General features: G+C 60.6%; 25 protein-coding genes and 1 tRNA gene. 12 read left to right on the forward strand and 14 right to left on the reverse strand.

What is annotated here, in order from left to right:
• Complete coding sequence (locus AC1DY9_RS06330; RefSeq protein ID WP_477666066.1) at positions 1–1,743, reverse strand: proline--tRNA ligase; 1,743 nt, start codon at positions 1,741–1,743, stop codon at positions 1–3.
• Positions 1,744–1,903: 160 nt separating this feature from the next.
• On the opposite strand from AC1DY9_RS06330, the gene AC1DY9_RS06335 reads away from it, so the two are divergent.
• Both AC1DY9_RS06335 and AC1DY9_RS06340 read left to right on the forward strand, forming a co-directional pair.
• Positions 1,904–2,608, forward strand: a complete 705-nt coding sequence (locus AC1DY9_RS06335; protein WP_457279683.1) for an RNA pyrophosphohydrolase — start codon at positions 1,904–1,906, stop codon at positions 2,606–2,608.
• Positions 2,605–3,114 (forward strand): CNP1-like family protein, encoded by a 510-nt coding sequence (locus AC1DY9_RS06340; protein ID WP_477666067.1) that lies wholly within the window; start codon positions 2,605–2,607, stop codon positions 3,112–3,114. The genes AC1DY9_RS06335 and AC1DY9_RS06340 overlap by 4 nt, the downstream gene beginning before the upstream one ends.
• Positions 3,115–3,146: 32 nt before the next feature.
• Here AC1DY9_RS06340 and proB read toward each other — a convergent pair whose 3' ends face one another.
• The 4 genes from proB to rplU all read right to left on the reverse strand — a co-directional run bounded on the left by proB (position 3,147) and on the right by rplU (position 6,182).
• Complete coding sequence (gene proB, locus AC1DY9_RS06345) at positions 3,147–4,283, reverse strand: glutamate 5-kinase (protein ID WP_457279681.1); 1,137 nt, start codon at positions 4,281–4,283, stop codon at positions 3,147–3,149.
• A gap of 106 nt (positions 4,284–4,389) precedes the next feature.
• Positions 4,390–5,466, reverse strand: a complete 1,077-nt coding sequence (gene cgtA / locus AC1DY9_RS06350; protein WP_457279680.1) for an Obg family GTPase CgtA — start codon at positions 5,464–5,466, stop codon at positions 4,390–4,392.
• Between the two features lie 119 nt (positions 5,467–5,585).
• On the reverse strand, positions 5,586–5,843 hold the full coding sequence (gene rpmA / locus AC1DY9_RS06355) for a 50S ribosomal protein L27 (protein WP_457279679.1): 258 nt from the start codon (positions 5,841–5,843) through the stop codon (positions 5,586–5,588).
• Between the two features lie 27 nt (positions 5,844–5,870).
• Entirely contained in the window at positions 5,871–6,182 is a 312-nt protein-coding gene (gene rplU, locus AC1DY9_RS06360) for a 50S ribosomal protein L21 (RefSeq protein WP_122955355.1), read from the reverse strand.
• Positions 6,183–6,366: 184 nt separating this feature from the next.
• Between rplU and AC1DY9_RS06365 the strand changes: the two genes are divergently transcribed.
• The 9 genes from AC1DY9_RS06365 (at position 6,367) to AC1DY9_RS06405 (ending at position 13,488) form a co-directional block, all read left to right on the forward strand.
• Positions 6,367–7,350 (forward strand): polyprenyl synthetase family protein, encoded by a 984-nt coding sequence (locus AC1DY9_RS06365; protein WP_457279678.1) that lies wholly within the window; start codon positions 6,367–6,369, stop codon positions 7,348–7,350.
• Between the two features lie 12 nt (positions 7,351–7,362).
• Positions 7,363–7,439, forward strand: a tRNA-Pro gene (locus AC1DY9_RS06370).
• Positions 7,440–7,574: 135 nt separating this feature from the next.
• A complete protein-coding gene (gene pilB / locus AC1DY9_RS06375; protein WP_477666068.1) occupies positions 7,575–9,308 on the forward strand; it encodes a type IV-A pilus assembly ATPase PilB in 1,734 nt (577 codons plus the stop codon).
• Between the two features lie 80 nt (positions 9,309–9,388).
• Positions 9,389–10,609, forward strand: a complete 1,221-nt coding sequence (locus tag AC1DY9_RS06380) for a type II secretion system F family protein (protein ID WP_457279676.1) — start codon at positions 9,389–9,391, stop codon at positions 10,607–10,609.
• On the forward strand, positions 10,609–11,460 hold the full coding sequence (locus tag AC1DY9_RS06385) for a prepilin peptidase (protein ID WP_457279675.1): 852 nt from the start codon (positions 10,609–10,611) through the stop codon (positions 11,458–11,460). The genes AC1DY9_RS06380 and AC1DY9_RS06385 overlap by 1 nt, the downstream gene beginning before the upstream one ends.
• A gap of 4 nt (positions 11,461–11,464) precedes the next feature.
• Complete coding sequence (gene coaE / locus AC1DY9_RS06390) at positions 11,465–12,076, forward strand: dephospho-CoA kinase (RefSeq protein WP_477666069.1); 612 nt, start codon at positions 11,465–11,467, stop codon at positions 12,074–12,076.
• Positions 12,077–12,121: 45 nt separating this feature from the next.
• Complete coding sequence (gene zapD / locus AC1DY9_RS06395; RefSeq protein ID WP_457279673.1) at positions 12,122–12,877, forward strand: cell division protein ZapD; 756 nt, start codon at positions 12,122–12,124, stop codon at positions 12,875–12,877.
• 61 nt (positions 12,878–12,938) lie between these two features.
• Positions 12,939–13,154, forward strand: a complete 216-nt coding sequence (locus AC1DY9_RS06400; RefSeq protein ID WP_457279672.1) for a DNA gyrase inhibitor YacG — start codon at positions 12,939–12,941, stop codon at positions 13,152–13,154.
• Positions 13,155–13,215: 61 nt separating this feature from the next.
• Entirely contained in the window at positions 13,216–13,488 is a 273-nt protein-coding gene (locus AC1DY9_RS06405; RefSeq protein ID WP_457279671.1) for a hypothetical protein, read from the forward strand.
• Between the two features lie 45 nt (positions 13,489–13,533).
• Here AC1DY9_RS06405 and grxD read toward each other — a convergent pair whose 3' ends face one another.
• The 4 genes from grxD to hemA all read right to left on the reverse strand — a co-directional run bounded on the left by grxD (position 13,534) and on the right by hemA (position 17,474).
• A complete protein-coding gene (grxD, locus tag AC1DY9_RS06410; RefSeq protein ID WP_457279670.1) occupies positions 13,534–13,866 on the reverse strand; it encodes a Grx4 family monothiol glutaredoxin in 333 nt (110 codons plus the stop codon).
• A 141-nt stretch (positions 13,867–14,007) separates the two neighbouring features.
• On the reverse strand, positions 14,008–14,865 hold the full coding sequence (gene prmC, locus AC1DY9_RS06415) for a peptide chain release factor N(5)-glutamine methyltransferase (protein ID WP_477666070.1): 858 nt from the start codon (positions 14,863–14,865) through the stop codon (positions 14,008–14,010).
• A 90-nt stretch (positions 14,866–14,955) separates the two neighbouring features.
• Entirely contained in the window at positions 14,956–16,077 is a 1,122-nt protein-coding gene (prfA, locus tag AC1DY9_RS06420; RefSeq protein ID WP_477666071.1) for a peptide chain release factor 1, read from the reverse strand.
• 107 nt (positions 16,078–16,184) lie between these two features.
• Complete coding sequence (hemA, locus tag AC1DY9_RS06425) at positions 16,185–17,474, reverse strand: glutamyl-tRNA reductase (protein WP_457279667.1); 1,290 nt, start codon at positions 17,472–17,474, stop codon at positions 16,185–16,187.
• Positions 17,475–17,611: 137 nt separating this feature from the next.
• Here hemA and AC1DY9_RS06430 point away from each other — a divergent pair, with 137 nt between their 5' ends.
• Positions 17,612–17,902, forward strand: coding sequence for a hypothetical protein (locus AC1DY9_RS06430; protein ID WP_457279666.1), 291 nt, complete (start codon positions 17,612–17,614; stop codon positions 17,900–17,902).
• A 150-nt stretch (positions 17,903–18,052) separates the two neighbouring features.
• Here AC1DY9_RS06430 and ugpQ read toward each other — a convergent pair whose 3' ends face one another.
• The 5 genes from ugpQ to ugpB form a co-directional block, all read right to left on the reverse strand.
• Positions 18,053–18,808, reverse strand: a complete 756-nt coding sequence (gene ugpQ / locus AC1DY9_RS06435) for a glycerophosphodiester phosphodiesterase (RefSeq protein ID WP_477666072.1) — start codon at positions 18,806–18,808, stop codon at positions 18,053–18,055.
• 42 nt (positions 18,809–18,850) lie between these two features.
• Positions 18,851–19,870, reverse strand: a complete 1,020-nt coding sequence (locus AC1DY9_RS06440; RefSeq protein WP_457279664.1) for a sn-glycerol-3-phosphate import ATP-binding protein UgpC — start codon at positions 19,868–19,870, stop codon at positions 18,851–18,853.
• Positions 19,871–19,920: 50 nt separating this feature from the next.
• Positions 19,921–20,772, reverse strand: a complete 852-nt coding sequence (gene ugpE / locus AC1DY9_RS06445) for a sn-glycerol-3-phosphate ABC transporter permease UgpE (protein ID WP_457279663.1) — start codon at positions 20,770–20,772, stop codon at positions 19,921–19,923.
• Positions 20,773–20,979: 207 nt separating this feature from the next.
• The gene (gene ugpA, locus AC1DY9_RS06450) at positions 20,980–21,861 is read right to left on the reverse strand and encodes a sn-glycerol-3-phosphate ABC transporter permease UgpA (RefSeq protein ID WP_457279662.1); all 882 of its coding nucleotides are present in this window, start codon (positions 21,859–21,861) and stop codon (positions 20,980–20,982) included.
• Between the two features lie 131 nt (positions 21,862–21,992).
• Positions 21,993–23,306, reverse strand: coding sequence for a sn-glycerol-3-phosphate ABC transporter substrate-binding protein UgpB (ugpB, locus tag AC1DY9_RS06455; protein WP_457279661.1), 1,314 nt, complete (start codon positions 23,304–23,306; stop codon positions 21,993–21,995).
• Positions 23,307–23,468 lie beyond the last annotated feature (162 nt).

Genomic DNA, 23,468 nt, shown 5'->3' on the forward strand with positions numbered 1-23,468 from the left:
TCAAAGCGCCAGCTTTCCCTTGAGGAAATCAAAGGCGCCGGCAACGTCGATCTTGCTCGAAGCCGCATCGCGCCGGTGCTGGTATTCGAGCTGGCCGTCTTTGAGGCCGCGGTCGCCGATGGTGACGCGGTGCGGCACGCCAATCAGTTCCCAGTCGGCAAACATGGCGCCGGGCCGTTCGCCGCGGTCATCCAGGATCACGTCTACGCCGGCTGCAAGCAGTTCGGCGTAAAGCTTGCTGGCGGCCGCTTCGACTTCGGGAAAACGGTCAGGGCTGATGGGGCACAGCACCACGGTGAAAGGCGCAATCGCGTCGGGCCAGATGATGCCGCGTTCGTCGTGGTTCTGCTCGATGGCGGCGGCCGGCAGGCGCGTGATGCCAATGCCGTAGCAGCCCATTTCCAGGAACTGGGGCTTGCCGTTTTCACCGAGGAAGGTGGCGTTCATGGCTTGGCTGTATTTGGTGCCGAGGTAGAACACGTGGCCGACCTCGATGCCGCGCTCAATCACCAGCGCACCCTTGCCGTCGGGCGAAGGGTCGCCCGCAACCACGTTGCGGATGTCGGCCACCAGTTCGGGCTCGGGCAGGTCGCGGCCCCAGTTGACGCCGGTGGTGTGGAAGTCCACTTCGTTGGCGCCGCACACCCAGTCGGCCATGGCCGCGACTTCGCGGTCCGCCACCAGCTTGACGGGTTTCTTCAGGTTGAGCGGGCCGAGGTAGCCAGGCTTGCAGCCGAAATGGTCTTCAATTTCCGGCAGGGTGGCAAAGCGAAAGTCCGCCAGGCCCGGCACCTTGCCAACCTTGACCTCGTTCATGTCGTGGTCGCCGCGCAGCAGCAGCAGCCAGACCTGCGTCTTGATGACCTTGCCGGTTTCATCCATCTGGTCGGTGGCCAGTACCAGCGACTTGACGGTGGAAGCGAGCGGGATGCCCAGCAGTTCCGCCACGTCGGCGCAGGTGGCTTTGCCGGGCGTGGCGGTTTTGGTCAGCGCCTGGGAAGCGGCCTTGCGTGCGCCCTGGGGCGCCAGCGCCTCGGCTTTTTCCATGTTGGCGGCGTAGTCGCTGCCGGGGCAATACACGATGGCGTCTTCGCCGGTGGCGGCGATCACCTGGAACTCTTCGCTGAGGTCACCGCCAATGGCGCCGCTGTCCGCCGCGACGGCGCGGTAGGTCAGGCCGAAGCGGTCAAAAATCTTGCGGTAGGCCGCGGCCATGACCTGGTAGCTGGCCTTGGCGCTCGCCTGGTCGCGGTCGAAGCTGTAGGCATCCTTCATGATGAACTCGCGTCCGCGCATCAGGCCGAAGCGCGGCCGGCGCTCGTCGCGGAACTTGGTCTGGATCTGGTACAGGTTTTTGGGCAGCTGCTTGTAGCTCTTGATGTCCTGGCGCATCACATCGGTGACGACTTCCTCGCTGGTCGGCTGGACGACAAAGTCGCGGCCGTGGCGGTCCTTGATGCGCAGCAGCTCGGGGCCCATTTTTTCAAAGCGGCCGGTTTCCTGCCAGAGCTCGGCCGGCTGGATCACCGGCATGGTCATTTCGATCGCGCCGGCGCGATTCATTTCCTCGCGCACGATGGCCTCGACCTTGCGGATCACGCGCAGGCCCATCGGCATGTAGTTGTACACGCCGGCGCCCAGTTTCTTGATCATGCCGGCCCGCATCATGAGCTGGTGGCTGACGACTTCCGCGTCGGCAGGCGCTTCCTTGAGGGTGGAAATAAAGAACTGGGAGGCTTTCATGGGCGGTTTTCGGGGATTCCGGGGTTGGAAAAAGGGATGGAAAAGAGTCGAAAAGGGGGCAGGAAAGGAACGGGAAAGGGGTGCTGCAGCCCGCTGTGCGCTTGGCGCTGGGGCCTTCGCTGTGCATAATGGACTCAGTTTAAAAAATTGAGGTTTGATTATGCTTGACCGGGACGGCTTTAGGCCCAACGTCGGCATCATCTTGCTCAACCAGAGAAGTCAGGTATTTTGGGGCAAACGTATCCGTACCCACTCGTGGCAATTTCCGCAGGGTGGCATTGACCGGGGCGAAAATCCCGAGCAGGCCATGTACCGCGAGTTGCATGAAGAAGTGGGGCTGATGCCGCAGCATGTGAATGTGCTGGCCCGAACCCGAGACTGGTTGCGCTATGAGGTGCCTGACCGGTTCATCCGCCGCGATGCGCGCGGACATTACAAAGGCCAGAAACAAATCTGGTTCCTGCTGCAACTGGTTGGCCACGACTGGGACTTGAACCTGCGCGCCACAGACCATCCGGAGTTCGATGCCTGGCGCTGGAACGACTACTGGGTGCCGCTGGACGTGGTGGTCGAGTTCAAGCGTGGCGTGTACGAAATGGCCCTGACCGAGCTGTCGCGGTTCGTTCCGCGCACGGACGCGCGTTTCGAGCAACGCCCCGACCACCGCAACCGTTATTTGCGCGGGGGATTGCATCAGCGTGACCATGCGGGCCAGGCCGGCGAGGGCGGTTTACCGACCGCTGGCGAGCCCTTTCATGCACCAATGACACGGCTGGGAGCGTCTTTCGAACTGCCGCCCGGCGCCACTTTTGAACCCGATCCGCAGACCAGCCTGGATGCGAACAGCCAACCAACCAAACCATGAATCTCAAACCCGCCCTTGTGGCCGCCGCACTTTTGCTGGGCATCAGCTGTACATCGTGGGCCGTCGCCCCGCTGGAAGATCCCGAAGAGTGGAAAGAAGACAGCGTCTCGGCGCCGCCGGCCTTCGACCTCACCAAACTCGTCACGTTTGAGGTGTCGCCCAATTCCCAGCTGGTGTACGGTGTGGACCCTGCGACCATCCAGATTTCGAACAAGGACAGCGTCGTGCGCTACGTGATCGTGGCCTCCAATGCCAGCGGCGCGCGCAATGTGATGTACGAAGGCATACGCTGCAGCACCGRTGAATTCAAGACATACGCCCGTTATTCAGACGGCAAATGGACCAACGTCAGCAAGCCCGAATGGAAGTCGGTGTTCGGCAACATGCCGTCCAAGCATGCCTTTCGTTTGGCCAGGGCCGGCGCCTGCGACAGCGCGGCACCTGTGCAAACAGTGGACCTGATGGTGTCGCGGCTGAAGAACCCGAACTTCAGGACCCGGGAATAAGGCACAGGAAGCAGGGCCGCAGCCGGCAAAGCCTAGCGGGTCAATACCAGGTTGGTGCGGTGAACCATCTCGGGCTCGCCGGTGTAGCCCAGCAGTTTTTCGAACTCTGACGATGCCTTGCGGCAGATCATGCGGGCTTCGGCGCTCGAATAATTGGCCAGGCCGCGCGCGATCTCGGCGCCTCCGGGGTCCCTGATGGCGATGACATCGCCGCGCGAAAACTCCCCCTGAACGGCCGTCATGCCGATGGGCAGCAGGCTTTTGCCCTCATCGCGCACCTTGCCCACGGCGCCTGCGTCCACCGTGACTGAGCCCCGCATTTGCAGGTGATCGGCCATCCATTGTTTGCGTGCCTGCATCTTCTGGGTTTGCGCCACCAGCAGCGTGCCGATGGGCTCGCCCCGGGTCAGCCGGACCAGTGCTTGCGGCTCGCGGCCCCAGGCGATAACTGTCGATGCGCCTGAGCCCGCGGCGCGTTTGGCGGCCAGGATCTTGGTGATCATGCCGCCCTTGCCGATGCTGGAACCTGCGCCTCCCGCCATGGTCTCCAGCGCTGCGTCGCCGGCCTTGGCCTCATGCACAAACTGCGCGGCCGGGTCCTTGCGCGGATCGGCGGTGTAGAGGCCGCGCTGGTCTGTGAGGATGACCAGCGCGTCGGCTTCCACCAGGTTGGCGACCAGTGCGCCCAGCGTGTCGTTGTCGCCAAACTTGATCTCGTCATTGACGACGGTGTCGTTTTCATTGATGACAGGCACCACGCCAAGCTGCAACAGCGCCAGCAGGGTGGAGCGCGCATTGAGGTAGCGTTCGCGGTCTGCCAGATCGGCGTGCGTCAGCAGGACCTGGGCGCTGCCGATGCCGTTTTCGCGCAGCTTGGTTTCATAAACCTGTACCAGACCCATCTGGCCCACGGCGGCGGCGGCCTGCAGCTCATGGATGGCCTTGGGCCGCGTTGCCCAGCCGAGGCGTTTCATGCCCTCGGCAATGGCGCCGCTGCTGACCATGATGACCTCCCGGCCGTCCTTCACGAGGGCTGCCAGCTGCTCGCACCACTGGCCGATGGCCACGGAATCCAGCCCGCGCCCTTCGTTGGTGACCAGGCTGGAGCCCACCTTCACCACGATGCGTTTGGCGTTGCGCAGGACCAAGGAGCCGGTTTGTTCTTGCATTTAAGTGTATTTTAGGGCTCTAGCCCAATCAGGGCGGGCGCAAGCAGCTATCGTTTATATAGCAAATGCCGGCGGCGTTTGCCCGGAAATCAGCGGGGAAAGGCCGTTACGGGGATTCCGGCGGCAGTTCGGCAAATCGCGGATCAACCTCTTCCACCGGCTGCTCGCTTTTCTGGACTTGCTTGACGTGCTGGTAAATGGTTTTGACCAGCTGCTCGCAACCCTCGCGCGTCAAGGCCGAGATTTCGAAGACGGGGCCCTTGAACTTGAAGCGCTTGACGAAATCCTTCACCAGCGCGGCACGTTTGTCCTTGTCCACCATGTCGAGCTTGTTGAGGACGAGCCAGCGTGGTTTGTCGTAAAGGGCTTCGTCGTATTTTTTGAGTTCGCCCACAATTGCCTTGGCTTGCGCCACCGGGTCCACGCCTTCATCGAAAGGCGCCATATCGACAATATGCAACAGCAGGCGGGTGCGCTGCAGATGCCGGAGGAACAGGTGGCCCAGGCCGGCGCCTTCCGAAGCACCCTCGATAAGGCCGGGCAGATCGGCCACCACGAAGCTTTGTTCCGGGCCCACGCGTACCACGCCGAGGTTGGGATGCAGGGTGGTGAAAGGGTAGTCTGCAATGCGCGGGCGCGCGTTCGACACGGCCGAAATGAAGGTGGACTTGCCGGCATTGGGCATGCCCAGCAAGCCGACGTCGGCCAGTACCTTGAGTTCGAGCTTGAGGCTCTTGCGCTCGCCGGGCCAGCCGGGTGTCTTGCTGCGTGGCGCGCGGTTGGTCGAGCTTTTGAAGCGCAGGTTGCCGAAGCCGCCGTCGCCGCCCTTGGCGATCAGCACCTGTTCACCGGGAACCAGCAATTCGTAAAGTACTTCCCCGGTTTCGCCATCGGTCAGGATGGTTCCGACCGGCATCTTCAGGATGATGTCGTCGCCCTTGGCGCCGAACATGTCCGAACCCATGCCATGCTGGCCGTTACGGGCCTCGTGGCGGCGTGAAAACCGGAAGTCCACCAGCGTGTTCAGGTTGATGTCGGCCACCGCGTACACATGACCGCCGCGTCCGCCGTCGCCGCCGTTTGGGCCGCCGAACTCCTTGTACTTTTCGTGGCTGAAGGAGACGCAGCCACTCCCGCCATCGCCTGCGGCAATGTCAATAAAGGCTTCGTCAACAAATTTCATGATGGAGTGCTGCGGTTAAAACAGGGGGCGTCAGGGGCCGGAGATCAAGTTTACAAACAAAAAAGCCCCGACAGGTCGGGGCTTCGTTTCAGTCGAAGTGACTTATCGAAGTGATCAGCTTACGCCGGGGTCACATTCACGGTGTGCTTGTTCAGCGCACCCTTGATGGAAAACGAGACCGAGCCGTCAACCAGCGCGAACAGCGTGTGGTCCTTGCCGATGCCGACATTGACGCCTGGGTGGAACTTGGTGCCGCGCTGGCGCACGATGATGCTGCCTGCGTTAATGACTTCACCGCCAAATTTCTTGACGCCGAGCATTTTGGGCTGTGAATCACGCCCGTTTCGCGTAGAGCCGCCGCCTTTTTTCTGTGCCATTTTTCGTTACTCCTGGTACGTCCCTGTTCAACCGGCGATGGCGCCGATTTGCAGTTCCGTGTAGTTTTGCCGGTGGCCCTGACGCTTTTGGTAGTGCTTGCGACGGCGCATTTTGAAAATGCGAACCTTGTCGTGCCTACCCTGGGAAAGGACAGTGACTGTAACAGTGGCGCCGGACACCAAGGGCGTACCAACCGTGATTGTGCTGCCGGTGCCGACAGCCAATACCTGGTCAATAACGATCTCTTGGCCTACGTCCGCAGCAATCTGTTCTACTTTAATTTTTTCTCCAGTAGCAACCTTGTATTGTTTGCCACCGGTTTTTATGACCGCGTACATGTAAGACCTCTTTATTGAGTTCTGCAGACGGATTTCCGCAGAGCCCAATATTCTAGCATGCCGGGCCAAAATTGGCCAGCCGCCCGTTTTCCGGGCTTTTTCGGGCCGAATGTGGGGACTGAGCCGGGTATGGCGGGCGGGGGTCTTCCTATAATCTGCCCAAACTTACGTCTGGATCCGCCTTTTGTCTGCCAATTCTTCAAGCACCGCCGCAGCCCTCGCCCTGATTGCAGACGACATGCGGGGAATGGACGCCGTCATCGAGCTTCGCCTGAAGTCCGAGGTGCCCCTTGTAAGCCAGGTCTCCCGGTACATCGTTGCGGCCGGCGGCAAGCGGTTGCGGCCGGCACTGTTGCTTTTGATGTGCGGCGCTTTGGGCTACAAAGAGGCTCAGCGCTACAACCTCGCCGCCGTCGTCGAGTTCATCCATACCGCAACGCTTCTGCATGATGATGTGGTGGACGAGTCCACGTTGCGCCGCGGGCGAGCAACCGCCAACGAAGCCTTTGGCAACCCTGCCAGCGTTCTGGTGGGTGATTTTCTGTATTCCCGGGCCTTCCAGATGATGGTCGAAGCTGGCGATATGCGTGTCATGCAAACCCTTGCCGAGGCAACCAACGTGATCGCCGAGGGCGAGGTGCTGCAACTTATGAACATGCACGACGCGACACTGTCGGAGGAGGGCTACCTCCGGGTGATCCGCTCCAAGACGGCCAAGCTGTTCGAAGCCAGCGCCCGCCTGGCGGCCTTGCTGGCCCAGTCGCCGCCAGCCATTGAGCAAAGCTGCGCAGACTACGGCCAGGCACTGGGCACCGCATTCCAGGTGATCGACGACGTGCTGGACTACGACGGGGATGTGTCTGAGATGGGGAAGAACCTGGGCGACGATTTACGCGAAGGCAAGGCGACACTTCCGCTGATCATCGCCATGCAGCGAGGTACCGGGGCTGAGCGTACGACCATCCGGCAGGCAATTGAGACGGGTGGCACGGACCAGATGACACAGATCATCGCCATCGTGCAACAGACCGGAGCGCTGCAGGCCACCCGGGATGCTGCGGCTGTAGAAGCACAGCGCGCGCTGAATGCCTTGCAGGCCCTGCCCCAAAACATTTACAGTAATGCCCTGATGCAGCTGGCCTCCCAATTGCTGGAAAGGCGTTTCTGACGGCTGCCGGATCGGGGTGTAGCTTAGCCTGGTAGAGCGCTACGTTCGGGACGTAGAGGCCGGAGGTTCGAATCCTCTCACCCCGACCAAAAATATCCTGGCCTTGGCCGTATGTGTGCGTTTCTTCGCATACTTCCAACGCCGGGCAGGCCTCTGGCGCGTTTTCGATTTACACCTTGTAATCTATAAGCGATGATACCTATTTAAGCCTATCCAGAGAATCCATGGCCGCTGTCGACACTGCTATTAACCAACCACCATCCATGGCATTGCCAGGTCTGGGTCGGGCCTTGGTGGTTGCGGGGAAGCTGGGTCAAAAGGCTGCTGAAGACATCTTTCGCAAAGCCCAAACGGGGCGCACCAGCTTCATCGCCGAACTGACGGGCTCCGGAGCGGTTTCCGCGTCTGACTTGGCGCACACCATGTCGACCGCCTTCGCGGCGCCTTTGCTTGACCTGGACGCCATAGACATACAGCGCCTGCCCAAGGGACTGCTCGATTCCAAAATCTGTGCAACGTACCGTATCGTTGTTCTGAGCAAACGCAATAACCGGCTGATTGTTGCAACGGCAGATCCATCTGACCAGGAGGCGGCCGAAAAAATCAAGTTTTCCACCCAGATGGGGGTCGACTGGGTCATCGCCGAATACGACAAGCTGTCCAAGCTGTCGGAAGTATCCAACACCAGCGCCTCTGAGGCGATGGAAAGCATCATCGGCGATGACTTTGAGTTTGATGAAACCAGTGTGGATTCTGGCGCAACCGAAGATGAAGCGGGTGTCTCCGAAGTTGAGGACGCTCCGGTTGTCAAATTTCTCCAGAAGATGCTGCTTGATGCTTTCAGCATGCGCGCTTCCGACCTGCATTTCGAGCCGTTTGAGCATACCTACAGGGTGCGCTTCCGGGTGGACGGCGAATTGCGCGAAATCGCGTCACCACCGGTCGCCATCAAGGAAAAGCTCGCCGCGCGCATCAAGGTTATCTCCAAGCTGGATATCTCGGAAAAACGCGTACCGCAAGACGGCAAAATGAAACTCAAGATCGGCCCCGACCGGGTCATCGATTTCCGGGTGAGCACCTTGCCGACCATGTATGGCGAAAAAATCGTTATCCGTATTCTGGATCCGAGCAGCGCCAAGCTGGGCATTGATGCACTGGGGTATGAAACGATTGAAAAAGAGCGCCTGATGGCCGCCATTCAGCGACCCTACGGCATGGTGCTGGTGACGGGGCCCACGGGTTCCGGTAAAACCGTGTCGCTGTACACCTGCCTGAATATTCTGAACAAGCCGGGTGTCAACATTGCCACCGCTGAGGATCCCGCCGAAATCACATTGCCCGGTGTCAACCAAGTCAGCATGAATGACAAGGCCGGCATGACTTTTTCTGTCGCGCTCAAAGCCTTTTTGCGGCAGGATCCGGACATCATCATGGTCGGTGAGATTCGCGATCTTGAAACGGCTGATATCGCCATCAAGGCCGCGCAGACCGGCCACATGGTCATGTCCACGCTGCATACGAACGACGCACCCACCACGTTGACGCGTATGCGCAACATGGGCATTGCTCCTTTTAATATTGCCTCAAGCGTGATCCTGATCACGGCCCAGCGCCTTGCGCGCCGGCTTTGCCCCAACTGCAAGTCTCCTGCTGATATCCCTCGCGAGACATTGCTGGAGGCCGGTTTCAAAGAGGATGACGTCGACGGCTCGTGGACGCCGTATCGGCCTGTGGGTTGCTCCATGTCCACAAATGGTTACAAGGGGCGTGTCGGTATTTATCAGGTGATGCCGATTTCCGAGGAAATCCAGCGTATTGTCCTTCGCGACGGAAGTGCGCTTGAAATCGCTGCGCAGGCTGAACTCGAAGGGGTCCGAAGCCTGCGCCAGTCCGGATTGCAAAAAGTTAAACTCGGAATGACCTCACTGGAAGAGGTTTTGGGTTGCACGAATGTTTAAATTTGCTCACGCAAAGTGCTGATTAATCGGCGTCTGTAGCGAAAGGTGGCTTGGGCCATCGATAAAACGAGAAAACCATCATGGCAACTGCAGCATCTGTCAAAGGCGTCAAGGAATTTGTTTTTGAGTGGGAGGGCAAAGACCGCGGCGGCAAACAGGTTCGGGGCGAAACCCGGGCCGCCGGAGAAAACCAGGTCAAGGCTTCCCTGCGCCGCCAGGGCGTTTTGCCCACCAAGATCAAAAAGCGCAGCATGCGCTCCGGCAAGAAGATCAGGCCGAGGGATATCGCTATCTTTACCCGCCAGCTGGCTACGATGATGAAAGCGGGCGTTCCGCTTTTGCAGTCGTTTGATATTGTGGGTCGCGGCAATCCGAACGCCAGCGTCACCAAGCTTCTCAACGATGTGCGCACTGACGTGGAAACCGGTACCTCCTTGAGCGCGGCTTTTCGCAAATACCCGATGTATTTCAATGCGCTGTACTGCAATCTGGTCGAGGCCGGTGAAGCTGCAGGTATTCTGGAATCCCTGCTGGACCGCCTTGCGGTCTACATGGAGAAAACGGAAGCCATCAAATCGAAAATCAAGTCGGCCCTGATGTATCCCATTTCGGTGGTGATTGTGGCCTTTGTGGTGGTCGCGGTCATCATGATTTTTGTGATCCCGGCTTTCAAGGAAGTGTTTAAATCTTTTGGCGCTGACTTGCCGGCACCAACGCTGTTTGTGATTGCCGTTAGTGAATTCTTCGTAGCCTATTGGTGGCTCATTTTTGGCGGCATCGGTGGTGGCCTTTACTTTTTCTTCCAGGCCTGGAAGCGCAACGAAAAAATGCAGAAGTTCATGGACAGAGCCTTGCTCAAGGTGCCTGTCTTTGGCTCCCTGATTGAAAAATCGTGCATTGCCCGATGGACCCGTACCTTGTCCACCATGTTTGCCGCCGGCGTTCCATTGGTTGAAGCGCTGGATTCCGTCGGTGGAGCGTCTGGTAACTCCCTCTATGCCGATGCCACCGAAAAAATCCAGCAGGAAGTCTCCACGGGCACCAGCCTGACCGCCGCGATGGGCAATGCGAATCTGTTCCCGACCATGGTGTTGCAGATGTGCGCCATTGGTGAGGAATCCGGCTCCGTCGATCACATGCTCGGTAAGGCCGCCGACTTTTATGAGGCGGAAGTCGACGAGATGGTGGCCGGCCTTTCGAGCCTGATGGAGCCCATCATCATTGTGTTTTTGGGTACCCTTATTGGCGGCATCGTGGTATCGATGTACCTGCCCATTTTCAAGCTGGGTCAAGTCGTTTGATGGGTACGGGTATGGGCCCGGCGTTTGATGCGTCGCTGGCCGGCATCCTGGGCCTGCTGATTGGCAGTTTCCTGAATGTTGTGATTTACCGCCTCCCCAAAATGATGGAGCGGCAGTGGGCGCAGGAATGCGCGGAACTGGCTGGGCATGCAGCAGAACCTTCCGACAAGTTCAATCTGCTGGTGCCACGCTCACGGTGCTCCAGTTGCGGCCATGCCATCCGCTGGTACGAGAACATTCCGGTGGTCAGTTATGTGTTCCTGCGAGGCAAGTGTTCGGTATGCGGCTCGCCCTACGGTATGCGCTACCCCGTCGTGGAGGCAGTGACGGGCGCCTTGTTCTTCTTTTGTGTGTGGCGTTGGGGCTGGTCGCTGACTGCGCTGGGCTGGTGCGGCTTTTCGGCCGCACTGCTGGCCCTGGCGATGATCGACTGGGACACCACGCTGCTGCCGGACGATATCACCTTGCCTTTGCTGTGGGCCGGCCTGATCGTTGCCGCCCTGCAGTGGAACCCTTCGGTTAGCCTGCCAACGGCCTTATGGGGTGCCGTCGCTGGCTACCTGTCTCTATGGCTCGTGTACTGGGCCTTCAAACTGGCCACCGGCAAGGAGGGCATGGGCTATGGCGACTTCAAGCTTTTCGCCGCACTCGGTGCCTGGTTCGGCTGGCCTGCGCTGGTTCCCATGATCCTGATGGCTTCGGTGATTGGTGCTGTCATAGGTATTGCGTTGAAGTTCTCCACCGGCTTGCGCGAGGGCGGTTATGTGCCCTTTGGACCTTTCCTGGCCGGTGCGGGTTTCACGGCCATGATTTTTGGGCCGCAATCCATTTTGCGATTTGTGGGCTTGTGATGCCATGTCCCGTGCAGCCMTGCGTATTGGACTGACCGGTGGCATAGGCAGCGGTAAAAGCACGCTTGCCGGTATTCTGGTTGCTCACGGCGCGGCGTTGGTGGATGCTGATGCCATCTCCCGTGCGGTCACGGCAGCCGGTGGGGCGGCTGTGCCGGAAATTGCAGCGCTGTTCGGCGGAGAACTGATCACCCCCGAAGGCGCCATGCACAGGGAACGGATGCGGCAGCTGGTCTTTGACGACCCGTCTGCACGGCGCAGGCTCGAGTCCATCGTGCACCCCTGGGTAAGCCGGGAAACCCTGCATCAATATGAGCAGGCGGTCGCGGGCGGCAGTGCTTGTGTCATTTTTGACGTCCCGTTGCTGGTGGAGTCGGGACGATGGCGACAGCAGCTTGACCAGGTTCTGGTTGTGGATTGCAGCGAGGTGACCCAGATTGACCGCGTGATGACCCGAAACGGCTGGCCACGGGAGGTTGTGGAGAAAATCATGGCTGGCCAGGCAAGCCGCGCGCAGCGCCTGTCTGCGGCTGACATATGCCTCTATAACGATGGCTTGTCTCTGGCGAGCCTGGAAGCCCTGGTCCGACAGCTTGCCAGGCGCTTCGGGCTATGATGCGCAAACAAACCTCCTCATTCAAAGCTGACGAAATCTAGCGCTGTGATCCTTTACGAGTATCCTTTTCACGAACGAATACGCACTTACCTGCGACTTGAGCACCTGTTTCGCCGTCTCGGTGAACTGGTGGAGCGTGAGAGCCCGACGGATCATCATTACGCGATCACGACCATTTTTGAAATCATGGATGTCGGCGCGCGGGCCGACCTGAAGACCGACGTGCTCAAGGACCTTGAGAAGCAAAAACATGTCCTCAACGGCTACCGCGGCAACCCGGCCATTTCCGAAGCCGTTCTGGACGAGGTGACCGGCCAGCTTGAGGGCTGTTTTTCCGCCTTGAACAACCTGCCGGGCAAAGCCGGTCATTCCCTGACGGAAAACGACTGGCTGATGAGCATTCGCAGCCGTGTCGGCATCCCGGGCGGGACCTGTGAGTTTGATTTGCCGGCCTACTATGCATGGCAACACCTGGACACCGAAACACGCCAGCAAGACCTGCAGCGCTGGATCACACCGCTGGTGCCGCTGGCCGAATCCATACGTGTACTGCTAACGCTGTTGCGTGACTCCGGGGCGCCTCAAAAAGTGGTGGCGCCCGGCGGGCAATACCAGCAGACGTTGCCGCAGGGGCGTACCTTCCAGCTGTTGCGCCTGCGGATAGACCCGGCTCTGGGGCTGATTCCCGAAATCAGCGGTAACCGGCTGATTGTGTCGGTGCGCCTCATGCGTCACGGCAGTGACGACCGGCTGCACGCCAGCACCGAAGATTCTGCGTTTGAGCTGACGCTTTGCTCCTGATTTCAGGACTTGCAGCCTCCCCGCCATCACACCCGATTGATCCCCAGACCTGTCTACAAACATGCCTGCGATGAAGAACGATTCCCCGCCCCTCAAACGGGTCGTATGCCCGGGCTGCGGCGGTGAAAGCATTTACGCACCCAGCAACCCTTTTCGCCCATTTTGCAGCGAGCGTTGCAAGAACATAGACTTGGGCGCCTGGGCCAGCGAAGGGTTCCGCCTGCCGGCGGATGTGCCACCTGATGATGAACAATTTGGCGACCCCAAGCTGCAATAAAGCTTGAGGCGAAACGCGGTGTCACCTGCGTTTGCGAAAGAATAAAAAGGGAGGAAAAAGTATGAACAGGAATTTTTGCAATGCGCTGGCTGCCGTCTTGGCCATGGCGCTGCTGGGCGGTAATGTGCAGGCTCAATCGGCCCAGGATGGGGTAAAGCCCGCCAAGGCCAAAAAAACCAAGAAGACCGCCGCTCAATCCGGTGCGGTAAATTCAGGCGGCAAAGTCAAATTCATCTCAGGGTCCGGCGAGACACCCGGCCAGCGCGATGCCCGGCTCAAACGCGAATGCAAGGGCGCGGTAGATGCAGGCGCCTGCGCGGGCTACACGCGCTGATCCATCGATGGCGCCGGTGCAAAGCCGGCACAACGCCTGCAACGCTCAGTTGGTGGTGGGGGTTCCCAGCACCTGTTGCAGCTCGCCGTTCTGGTACATCTCCATCATGATGTCCGAGCCGCCGATGAACTCGCCTTTCACGTAGAGCTGTGGAATGGTCGGCCAGTTGCTGAACTCCTTGATGCCGTGGCGGATTTCCTCGTCTTCCAGCACGTTCACGGTGGCGGGCTTGTTCACGCCGCAGGCCTTCAGCACCTGGATGGCACGGCCGGAAAAACCGCACATCGGGAATTGGGCCGTGCCTTTCATGAAAAGGACCACATCGCTCGATTTGACGATTTCGGCGATGCGTTGCTGGGTAGGGTCTGTCGTGCTCATGGTGAATCCTTTTGGGGTGTGGGCCGAAGCGCCTGTACCGGGCCGAAAAACGCGTTTCGGCGAGGCTGTTTCAAATACATGGAATCTGGAAACCAGAATTCAACCTCCCGATTATCCTGCCGTTTGATTTCCCGTGTGGATTCATCGTTCGCCCGGCCACAGCCCGCCAGAACAGCGTTCGATGCCCGCCAGGTCGCGCCGGCTCTGAACCTGTACAAAGCCCTCTTGCGCCAGCAGTGACCGCACGGCTTCTGCCTGGTCGTAGCCATGCTCCAGCAACAGCCAGCCGCCTGGCAGCAGGCTGGCGGGCGCCTTCCGGGTGATCTCCCGGATGTCCTCCAGCCCGTCCGGGCCGGCAGTCAGGGCGGCCAGGGGCTCGTGAATCAGGGCAGCCAGATGTGGGTCAGCGCTGGCAATGTAAGGCGGATTGCTGGCGATCAGGTGAAAGTGTCCGCTAACTTCCTGCAGCCAGTGACTTTGAATGAAATCGATCTCCAGGTTCAGGCGGGTCGCATTATCCCGGGCGACATCCAGCGAGTCCGCACTCGCATCCACCGCCGTCACGCGGCCCTGTCGGCCCGTCTTGGGCAGGCTGTGGGCAATGGCCAGGGCAATGGCCCCGCTGCCCGTGCCAAGGTCCAGAATTCGCGGGTCGGCCGGTGCGCCGGGCACCTGCAGCAGCTCAAGCGCCCAGCTCACCAGCGTTTCGGTGTCGGGGCGCGGTACCAGCACACGGGCATCCACCTGAAGCGTCAGGCCGAAAAACTCCTTGCTGCCCACGATGTAAGCCAGCGGTTCTCCGCTGGCGCGGCGCAGGCACAGCGCCTGGAAACGCTGCGCGGCATCTTCTGCCAGCTCGTCCGTATCGTGGGCCAGCAGCCAGGCGCGGGCATGCTCCGGTTTGCCCAGCGCATGCAACAACAACAACTGGGCATCCAGGCGGTCCAGCCCCAATGCCTGGGCGGCAGCCAGGGCTTGCGCGCAGGTAAGCCCGCTCAACTGAACCCCCTTGAAGTGCTATGAAAATAGTAGCTGCTTGCGCACATCCTGATTGGGCTGGAGGCCTTTTTGTTGCTCAACTGCTGATGTTCAGGCGCCATTGTTGGCGGTCTCAAGCTCCGCCAGCAGCTCGGCGCCGCGCGCCACCTGCAGGGCCGTGACCACATCGCCCAGGTCGCCTTCCATGATGGCCAGAAGCTTGTACAGCGTCAGGTTGATGCGGTGGTCGGTCAACCGCCCCTGCGGGAAGTTGTAGGTGCGGATGCGGTCGCTGCGGTCGCCTGTGCCCACCAGCCCCTTGCGCAGGGCGGCATCTTTGGCGGCGCGCTCGGAGCGGTCTTTTTCGTGGATGCGTGCGGTGAGTACCTTGAGCGCCTGGGCCTTGTTGCTGTGCTGGCTCCGGCCTTCCTGGCATTCCGCCACGATGCCGGTCGGAATGTGCGTGATGCGCACGGCCGAATCCGTCTTGTTGATGTGCTGGCCGCCGGCACCACTGGCGCGGTACGTGTCAATACGCAGGTCGGCCGGGTTGATCTGGATGGCTACGGCTTCGTCCGGCTCCGGCATCACGGCCACCGTGCAGGCGCTGGTGTGGATGCGACCTTGCGTTTCGGTGGCGGGCACGCGCTGTACGCGGTGGCCGCCTGACTCAAATCGCAGCTTGCCGTACACACCGACGCCCAGGGCGTCCGTGGCGCCGTCAATGCGCAGCACGACCTCCTTGTAGCCGCCCAGTTCGCTGGAGGATTCACTGATGATTTCCACCTGCCAGCGGTTGCGTTCGGCAAAGCGGGTGTACATCCGGAACAGGTCACCGGCGAACAGCGCTGATTCATCACCGCCGGTGCCGGCACGGATTTCGATGAAAGCCGCGCGCGCGTCGTCCGGGTCCTTCGGAATCAACATCAGCTGCAGGGCCTCGTCGATCTTCGCGATATCGGCTTTGGCGGCGGCGATTTCTTCCTCCGCCATCGCAGCCATTTCCGGGTCATCTTTGGCTTCAGTCAGCATGCCTTCAGCACTGCCGAGGTCGGCCTCGCGACTGGTGAGCCGCAAGTACTGGTCGGCGATCACGCTGGCTTCGGCGTGCTCCCGGGTCAGCGAACGGAAGCGGTCCAGGTCGCTGACCACGTCGCTGGCAGACAGCAGCGCGTCCAGCTCGTGCAGCCGCAGCAGCTGGCGGTCCAGGGTTTGGCGAAGAAAAGGTTTCATGGGAATGGAGGACTGGAAAAAGGGGGCCGGAAGGCCGTCAACAACGACGCTCCGTCAGCGGAGCAACCGGCTGTGGCCGGCACAGGAAGTCAGTGCCTTGGCGGCCGCTAACGCTCTTTGTCGTCGGACTGGATTTTGGGCAGCTGGCCGCGCAAAAACAGCCTGGATACGGTCTGTGCCGTGGCTTCGCGGCTGTTGGCGTCGCCCGCATGCAGCTCGGCCAGCGCGCCGTGCAGCATTTTCTGGGTGAGGCCGCGGGTCAGCGCGTCCAGCACCGTGTCGATGGGCTCGCCCCGGGCCAGCAGCTTTTTGGCCCGCACGATTTCGGCAGCGCGCCACTCGTCGGTCTGCGCATTGAGCTGCTGGATCAGCGGCACGCTGCGGCGCTGGCCCAGCCAGTGCATGAAGTTCTGCACGCCCGCGTCGATGATGACCTCGGCTTGCGCCACGGCGGCCTTGCGGCTGTCCTTGCCGGTCTGCACCACGTGGGCCAGGTCGTCCACCGTGTAGAGGTAGATGTCGGGCAGGGCCTTGACTTCGGGTTCGATGTCGCGCGGCACGGCCAGGTCGACCATGAACATCGGGCGATGTTTGCGCAGTTTGACGGCGCGCTCGACCGCGCCCAGGCCGATGATGGGGAGCGTACTGGCGGTGCAGCTGATCACGGCGTCGAACTCATGCAGGCGGCTGGGCAAATCGGCCAGGCGCATCACTTCGGCGCCGAAGCGGCCGGCCAGCTTCTCGCCGCGCTCCAGCGTGCGGTTGGCGATGGCCATGGCTTTGGGGTTTTTGGCGGCGAAGTGGGTAGCCGCGAGGTCAATCATCTCGCCGGCGCCGACAAACAGCACCTTGATGTCGCCGAGGTCTTCAAACAGCTGGCCGGCCAGCCGCACGCTGGCCGCCGCCATGCTGATGCTGTGCGCGCCGATTTCGGTGCTGCTGCGCACTTCCTTGGCCACGGCAAAGGAGCGCTGGAACAGCTGGTGCAAGGTGGTGCCCATGGCGCCCGCGTCTTCGGCGGCGCGCACGGCGTCCTTCATCTGGCCCAAAATCTGGGGCTCGCCCAGCACCATGGAATCGAGCCCGCTGGCCACGCGAAAAGCATGACGGGCCGCTGCATCGTCGTGCAGGGTATAGGCATGTGAGCGCAGCAAGGCGGGCGAGACGCCGCCACTGTGCGCCAGCCAGTCCAGCGTGTGGTCCAGGTCGTTCTTTTCGCCAGCGCAGTAAATCTCAGTGCGATTGCAGGTAGAGAGCAGCGTGGCCTCGGGCTGGCGGGCCAGCGACTCGCGCAAACCGCGCAAAGTGGGCTCGACCTGGTCCAGGGCGTAGGCGAACCGGCCGCGCAAATCGAGCGGTGCGGTGTTGTGGTTTAGCCCAAGGGCCCAGACTGACATCCTCCGATTATAAAATTGAAGCGGTCAGGACGGTACAAAGGCCGGACAATCGCCCTGATAGTCCTTTTTTTGGCCGTTTTGAAGCTTGTTTTGGATTTGCTCTGAAGCCAGGCGAGTTTTTAACTATCCCTACGCGCATGACCTTTTACCTGCTGGCGAACCACCTGCTCAATCTTGTCCTGCCGGCCGCCGCGGTGGCCCTGCTGCTGGTGCTGGCAACTCAGCTTATGGGTGGATTATTTAGATCAAAAATGCCTTTAGCCCAGACCTGGTATGCGCAAGCAGCTATTGTTTTTGTAGCAAACGTGGTGGTGCTGGTGGCCGGGCTTGTGTTCTTCGGCCATGACGGGAAGATGCTGACGTATGCCGCCATGGTGGTCGGCGCGGCCGTCTGCCAGTGGGTTTTGCTGGGCGCCTGGCGGGCCTGAAGGGGTTCTATAAATCCAATTGCCGGGCGCATGGCTGCGTTGCGCGCTGCTCGGAATCCTCATGCACCCAAGTGCATTCCGGTGTCCTGCGCTCCGTGCGCCTTGCCCTGCACCCGGTAATTGAATTTCTAAAGTCCCTTCGAATAGCGACTACAAATCGGGCTTGAAGACGTTCACTGCGTCGGTGATGATGCCGTCGGTGCCCAGGGCCAGCAGCCGCTGCACGTTCGCTTCGTCATTCACCGTATAGCTCAGCAACTTGAAGCCGGCTTTTTTGGCCTGGGCCACCGTATCGGCGTTCCAGAGTTTGTGGTTGCAGACGATGGCCACGCAGCCCAGCTGAGCCGCTGTTTCCAGCCAGTTGGCGGGGAGTTGGTCGAGCAGCAGGCCGCGTGGCAACTGGGGCTGGGCATTTCGAGCCGCCTCCAGCGACAGCGGCTGGAAGGACGTCAGCAGTGGGGGAATGGCTTGGCCCTGCCACAGCCGGGTCGCTTCGTTGGCCACCACGGTGCCGGTGTGACTGTCGATGCCCGGTGTGGGCTTGATCTCGATATTGAGGAAGTAGCCCTTGTCCAGGCAAAAGCGGGCGATGCGCTCAAAGCTGGCGAGGCCCTCCGCGGCAAACGCCGGGGAATGCCAGCCGCCGGCGTCAAGCTTGGCCAGCGCCTCCCAACTTAACTCGCCAGCCACACCTTTGCCGTTGCTGGTGCGCTCCAGCGTGGCGTCGTGCAGCAAAAAGGGAACGCCGTCGGCGCTCAGTTTCACGTCGCACTCAAACATGCGGTAGCCATGGCTGGCGCCCAACATGAAGGAGGCCAAGGTGTTTTCCGGCGCCAGCTTGCCGGCGCCGCGATGCGCTACCCAGCGCGGGTAGGGCCAGTTGGCAGCTGATACGGGGTTTGTCATGGGTGTGCTCAGGACCTGTGGAGACGAGACGAAAGCCGGAAATTAGATCCGTTTGCCCGTTTCCGAGTCAAACCAGTGCAGGCGATCTGCGCGCGGCGTAACGTGGATGGTCGCACCGATCTCGGGTGCCGTTGACAGGCTTTCGTCGGTGCGCACGATGATGGCTTCGCTGCCCATGCGGCAGTACAACAGGCGCTCGGCGCCCAGCATTTCGATCGTGTCGACCTGCACTGCCCAGCCGGTGGGACCCACCGTCAGGTGCTCGGGGCGTATGCCCAGAATGGCGCCGGGCTTGCCGCCGAAGTCGGCATTCGGGGCCTGCTTGAGCAAATTCATGGGAGGCGAGCCCATGAAGCTGGCCACAAAGGTGGTGGCGGGCCGGTTGTAAACCTCTTCGGGCGTACCGAACTGTTCCATGCGGCCGGCGTTCATCACCATCATGCGCTGGGCCAGCGTCATGGCTTCGACCTGATCATGCGTGACGAAGAGGGATGTGATGCCGAGTTCGCGGTGCAGCTTCTGAATTTCAAGACGCGTCTGCACGCGCAGTTTGGCGTCCAGGTTGGACAGCGGCTCGTCAAACAAAAACACCTGCGGCTGGCGCACGATGGCGCGGCCCATGGCCACGCGCTGGCGCTGTCCGCCCGAGAGCGCGCGGGGCTTGCGGTCCAGCAGGTGGCCCAGCTCCAGGATTTTGGCGGCCTTGTCGACGCGCGTCTTGATCTCGTCCTTGGGCACCTTGGCGATCTTCAGGCCGTAAGCCATGTTGTCGAATACGCTCATGTGCGGGTAGAGCGCGTAGTTCTGGAACACCATCGCGATGTCACGCTCGGAAGGTTCCAGCTCGTTGACGACCTTGCCGCCAATGGAGATCTGCCCGTCGCTGACTTCCTCCAGCCCGGCCACCATGCGCAGCAGGGTGGACTTGCCGCAACCCGAAGGCCCGACGATGACGATGAACTCGTGGTCGTTGATCTCGGCGTTCACGCCGTGCAGCACTTGCAGTGCGTCCTTGCCGGAACCGTAGCGCTTGATGACGTTATTGAATGAAAGGGATGCCATGTCTGTATTTCCGTTGTGTCTTGGTTGTTCTTGGCTGGTTTGGGCTGGCTCTATTTTTCGGTGTCGACCAGGCCCTTGACGAACCATTTCTGCATCAGCACCACCACGAGGGCGGGCGGCAGCATCGCCAAAATTGCAGTGGCCATGACCACGTTCCATTCGTTCTGGCCGTCACCGCCGGCGATCATGCGTTTGATGCCCACGACGACCGGGTACATGTCTTCACTCGTCGTGGCCAGCAGCGGCCAGAGGTACTGGTTCCAGCCGTAGATGAACTGGATGACAAAAAGCGCGGCGATCGAAGTCTTCGACAGCGGCAGCAGCACGTCGAAGAAAAAGCGCATGGGGCTGGCGCCATCCATGCGTGAGGCTTCGGTGAGCTCGTCAGGCACCGTCAGGAAGAACTGGCGGAACAAGAAAGTCGCCGTGGCCGAGGCAATCAGCGGTACCGTCAGGCCCGCATAGGTGTTGAGCATGTTCAGATCCGACAGCACCTTGTAGGTGGGCAGAATGCGCACTTCCACCGGCAGCATCAGCGTCACGAAGATGGCCCAGAAGCAGGTCTTCTTGAAGGGGAAGCGGAAGTACACGATGGCGAATGCCGACAGCAGCGAGATCGTGATCTTGCCGATCGCGATCACCATCGCCGTGACGAAGCTGACCCACATCATGTGCGCCACCGGTGCATTGGAGCCGACGGCGGATTCGCGCCCGAACAGCGCCGCCTTGTAGCTGTCGATCATGTTGGTGCCCGGCAGCAGCGGCATGGGCGCCTGCACGATTTCCTGCGCCGTGTGGGTCGAGGCCACGAAAGCCAGGTAGAGGGGGAAGGCGACGATAAAGACGCCCAGGATCACGATGACGTGGGCGAGGATGCCGTGGGTTCCGCGTTTTTCAACCATTGGCGTTCACCTTGGACTGTATGTGTGAGGGATAGACATGTTTTTCCGCCGGGCCGCCCCAAGGAAAAAAGCGCCCCCGAGGGGCTGGAGCCCGCAGCTCCAAGCCTGCCTGCGCAGGCTTGGACGGGCGATAGAGGCGAAGCGTCTCGCGAGCCGCGGCCTGCAAGGCCTCGCGCATTACATGAAATGAAAAGCGTGGGGGCGTCATCAGTACTGAACCTTTTTCTCGACGTAGCGGAATTGAATTACGGTCAGCGCCACCACGATCACCATCAATACCACCGACTGCGCAGCCGAGCCGCCCAGGTCCATGGCCTTGAAGCCGTCGTAATACACCTTGTAGACCAGGATGGCCGTGTCCTTGCCCGGCCCGCCCTGTGTGGCGGCGTCGACGATGGCAAACGTGTCGAAGAAGGCATAGACCACGTTGATGACCAGCAGGAAGAAGGTCGTGGGCGACAGCAACGGGAACTGGATGGTCCAGAAGCGGCGCCAGGGTTTCGCACCGTCAATGGCGGCGGCTTCGATCAGTGACTTGGGAATCGACTGCAGGCCCGCCAGAAAAAACAGGAAGTTATAGGAAATCTGCTTCCACACCGAGGCCATCACGATCAGCGTCATGGCATGGCCGGAGTCGAGCAGATGATTCCAGTTGATGCCTATCTTGCCCAGCGCGTAGGCGACCACGCCCAGCGAGGGAGAAAACATGAACACCCACAGCACGGCCGCCACAGCCGGGGCAACCGCGTAGGGCAACACGAGCATGGTTTTGTAGAACATGCCGCCGCGCACGATGCGGTCGGCAAACACCGCCAGCAACAGTGACAGGCTGATGCCGATGCCAGCCACCATCACCGAGAAAAACGCGGTCGTCTTGAACGACTCCACATAGCTCGGGTCGTCCAGCAATTGCCGAAAATTGGCCAGGCCGACGAATTCGATGGAGGTGCCGAAAGGGTCTTGCTGTTGCAGCGACTGCAGAAGCGCCTGCGCCGCTGGCCAGAAGAAAAACACCAGGATGACCGCCATTTGCGGCAGCAGCAGCAGCCAGGGCAGCCAGCTGGATCGAAAGACAACGCGTTTTTCCATAGGGCCTTCAGTGGGCAAAAACTTGTGAGTGCTAAAACATAAAAACCCGCCTGGCCTTCCCCGATGAGGGGGAGAGGGCGCAGCGGGCCGAGTTTAGCCCGCCGTGCGGGCCTGCTCTGTCTCTTGGGCGATCAGCCCTTGTTGGCCTTCTGGAAGCGCTCAAGCTGCTCATTGCCGCGCTTGACGATGGAGCCCAACGCTTCTTTGGCCGTCTTCTTGCCGTTCCAGACCTGCTCGAGTTCTTCGTCCTCGATCGCGCGAATCTGCACATAGTTGCCCAGACGGATGCCGCGGCTCTTGTCCGTGACCTTGCGGATCATTTGCGTCACCGCGACGTCGGTGCCCGGGTTCTGTTTGTAGAAGCCGGACTTTTCGGTCAGGTCGTACGAAGCCATCGTCACAGGCAGGTAACCGGTGCGCTTGTGGCTGGCGGACTGCACTTCAGGCGTCGAGATGAAACTGAAGAATTTGGCCACGCCCTTGTATTCAGCGGGCTTCTTGCCCGACATGACCCAGAGGCTGGCGCCGCCGATCACGGTGTTCTGTGGCGCGCCGGGAACGTCCTGGTAATAGGGCAGCGGGGCCAGGCCGTAAGCGAACTTGGCGTTTTTCGCCACATTGCCGTAAAAGCCCGACGAGGTGTTGATCATGGCGCACTCGCCCGACACGAAGCTGGCTTCCGGTACGTTGCCGCGGCCCTTGTAGATAAAGAGCCCCTGTTTGGCCATGTTGGCCAGATTCTCGATGTGGCGCACGTGCAGCGGCGAATCCACCTTCAGGCGCGCATCCATGCCTTGCAGGCCGTTGGCTTTGGTGGCGAACTCGACGTTGTGCCAGGCCGAGAAACTTTCCACCTGTGTCCAGTTCTGCCAGGCGGTCGTGAAGGGGCATTTGTGACCGGATGCCTTCAGTTTGGCGGCGGCGTTGACGACCTCAGGCCAGGTCACGGGGGCCTTGTCGGTCGGCAGGCCCGCAGCCTTGAACGCGTCCTTGTTGAAATAGAAGATGGTGGTGGAGCTGTTGAACGGGAAGCTCAACATCTGGCCGTTCGGCGCGGTGTAGTAGCCGGCAACAGCGGGTATGTAGGCTTTCGGATCGAACTTTTCCCCGGCGTCCTGCATGATCTTGCCGACCGGGACGATGGCTCCCTTGCTGGCCTGCATCGTGGCGGTGCCCACTTCAAACACCTGAAGGATATGTGGCGCATTGCCGGCGCGGAAGGCCGCGATGGACGCCGTCATGGACTCATCGTACGTGCCCTTGAACGTGGGCACTACCTTGTATTCCTTCTGGCTCTCATTGAATTGCTTGGCCAGGTCATTGACCCATTCGCCGTTGACGGCCGTCATTGAATGCCACCACTGGATCTCGGTCTGGGCCTGGCTGGCCAGCGGCGCGCACAGGCCGAGGGCCGCGAAGGCGAATGCTGAGAGACGGTTTTTCATTAAAACTCCTGGGATTGGACGCGCACCGGGGCGCGCCACGTTAAACGGGACAGTGTAAAAACTGTTTGTGACAAGCGATTTAATCGATTTGCGGGCTTCCCGACAAGCGGGATTTCCATAAGGACACATACGACTTCCATGGCGCCACGGGTAAATGTTGCG

Source organism: Polaromonas sp. P1_F6, assembly GCF_056405695.1.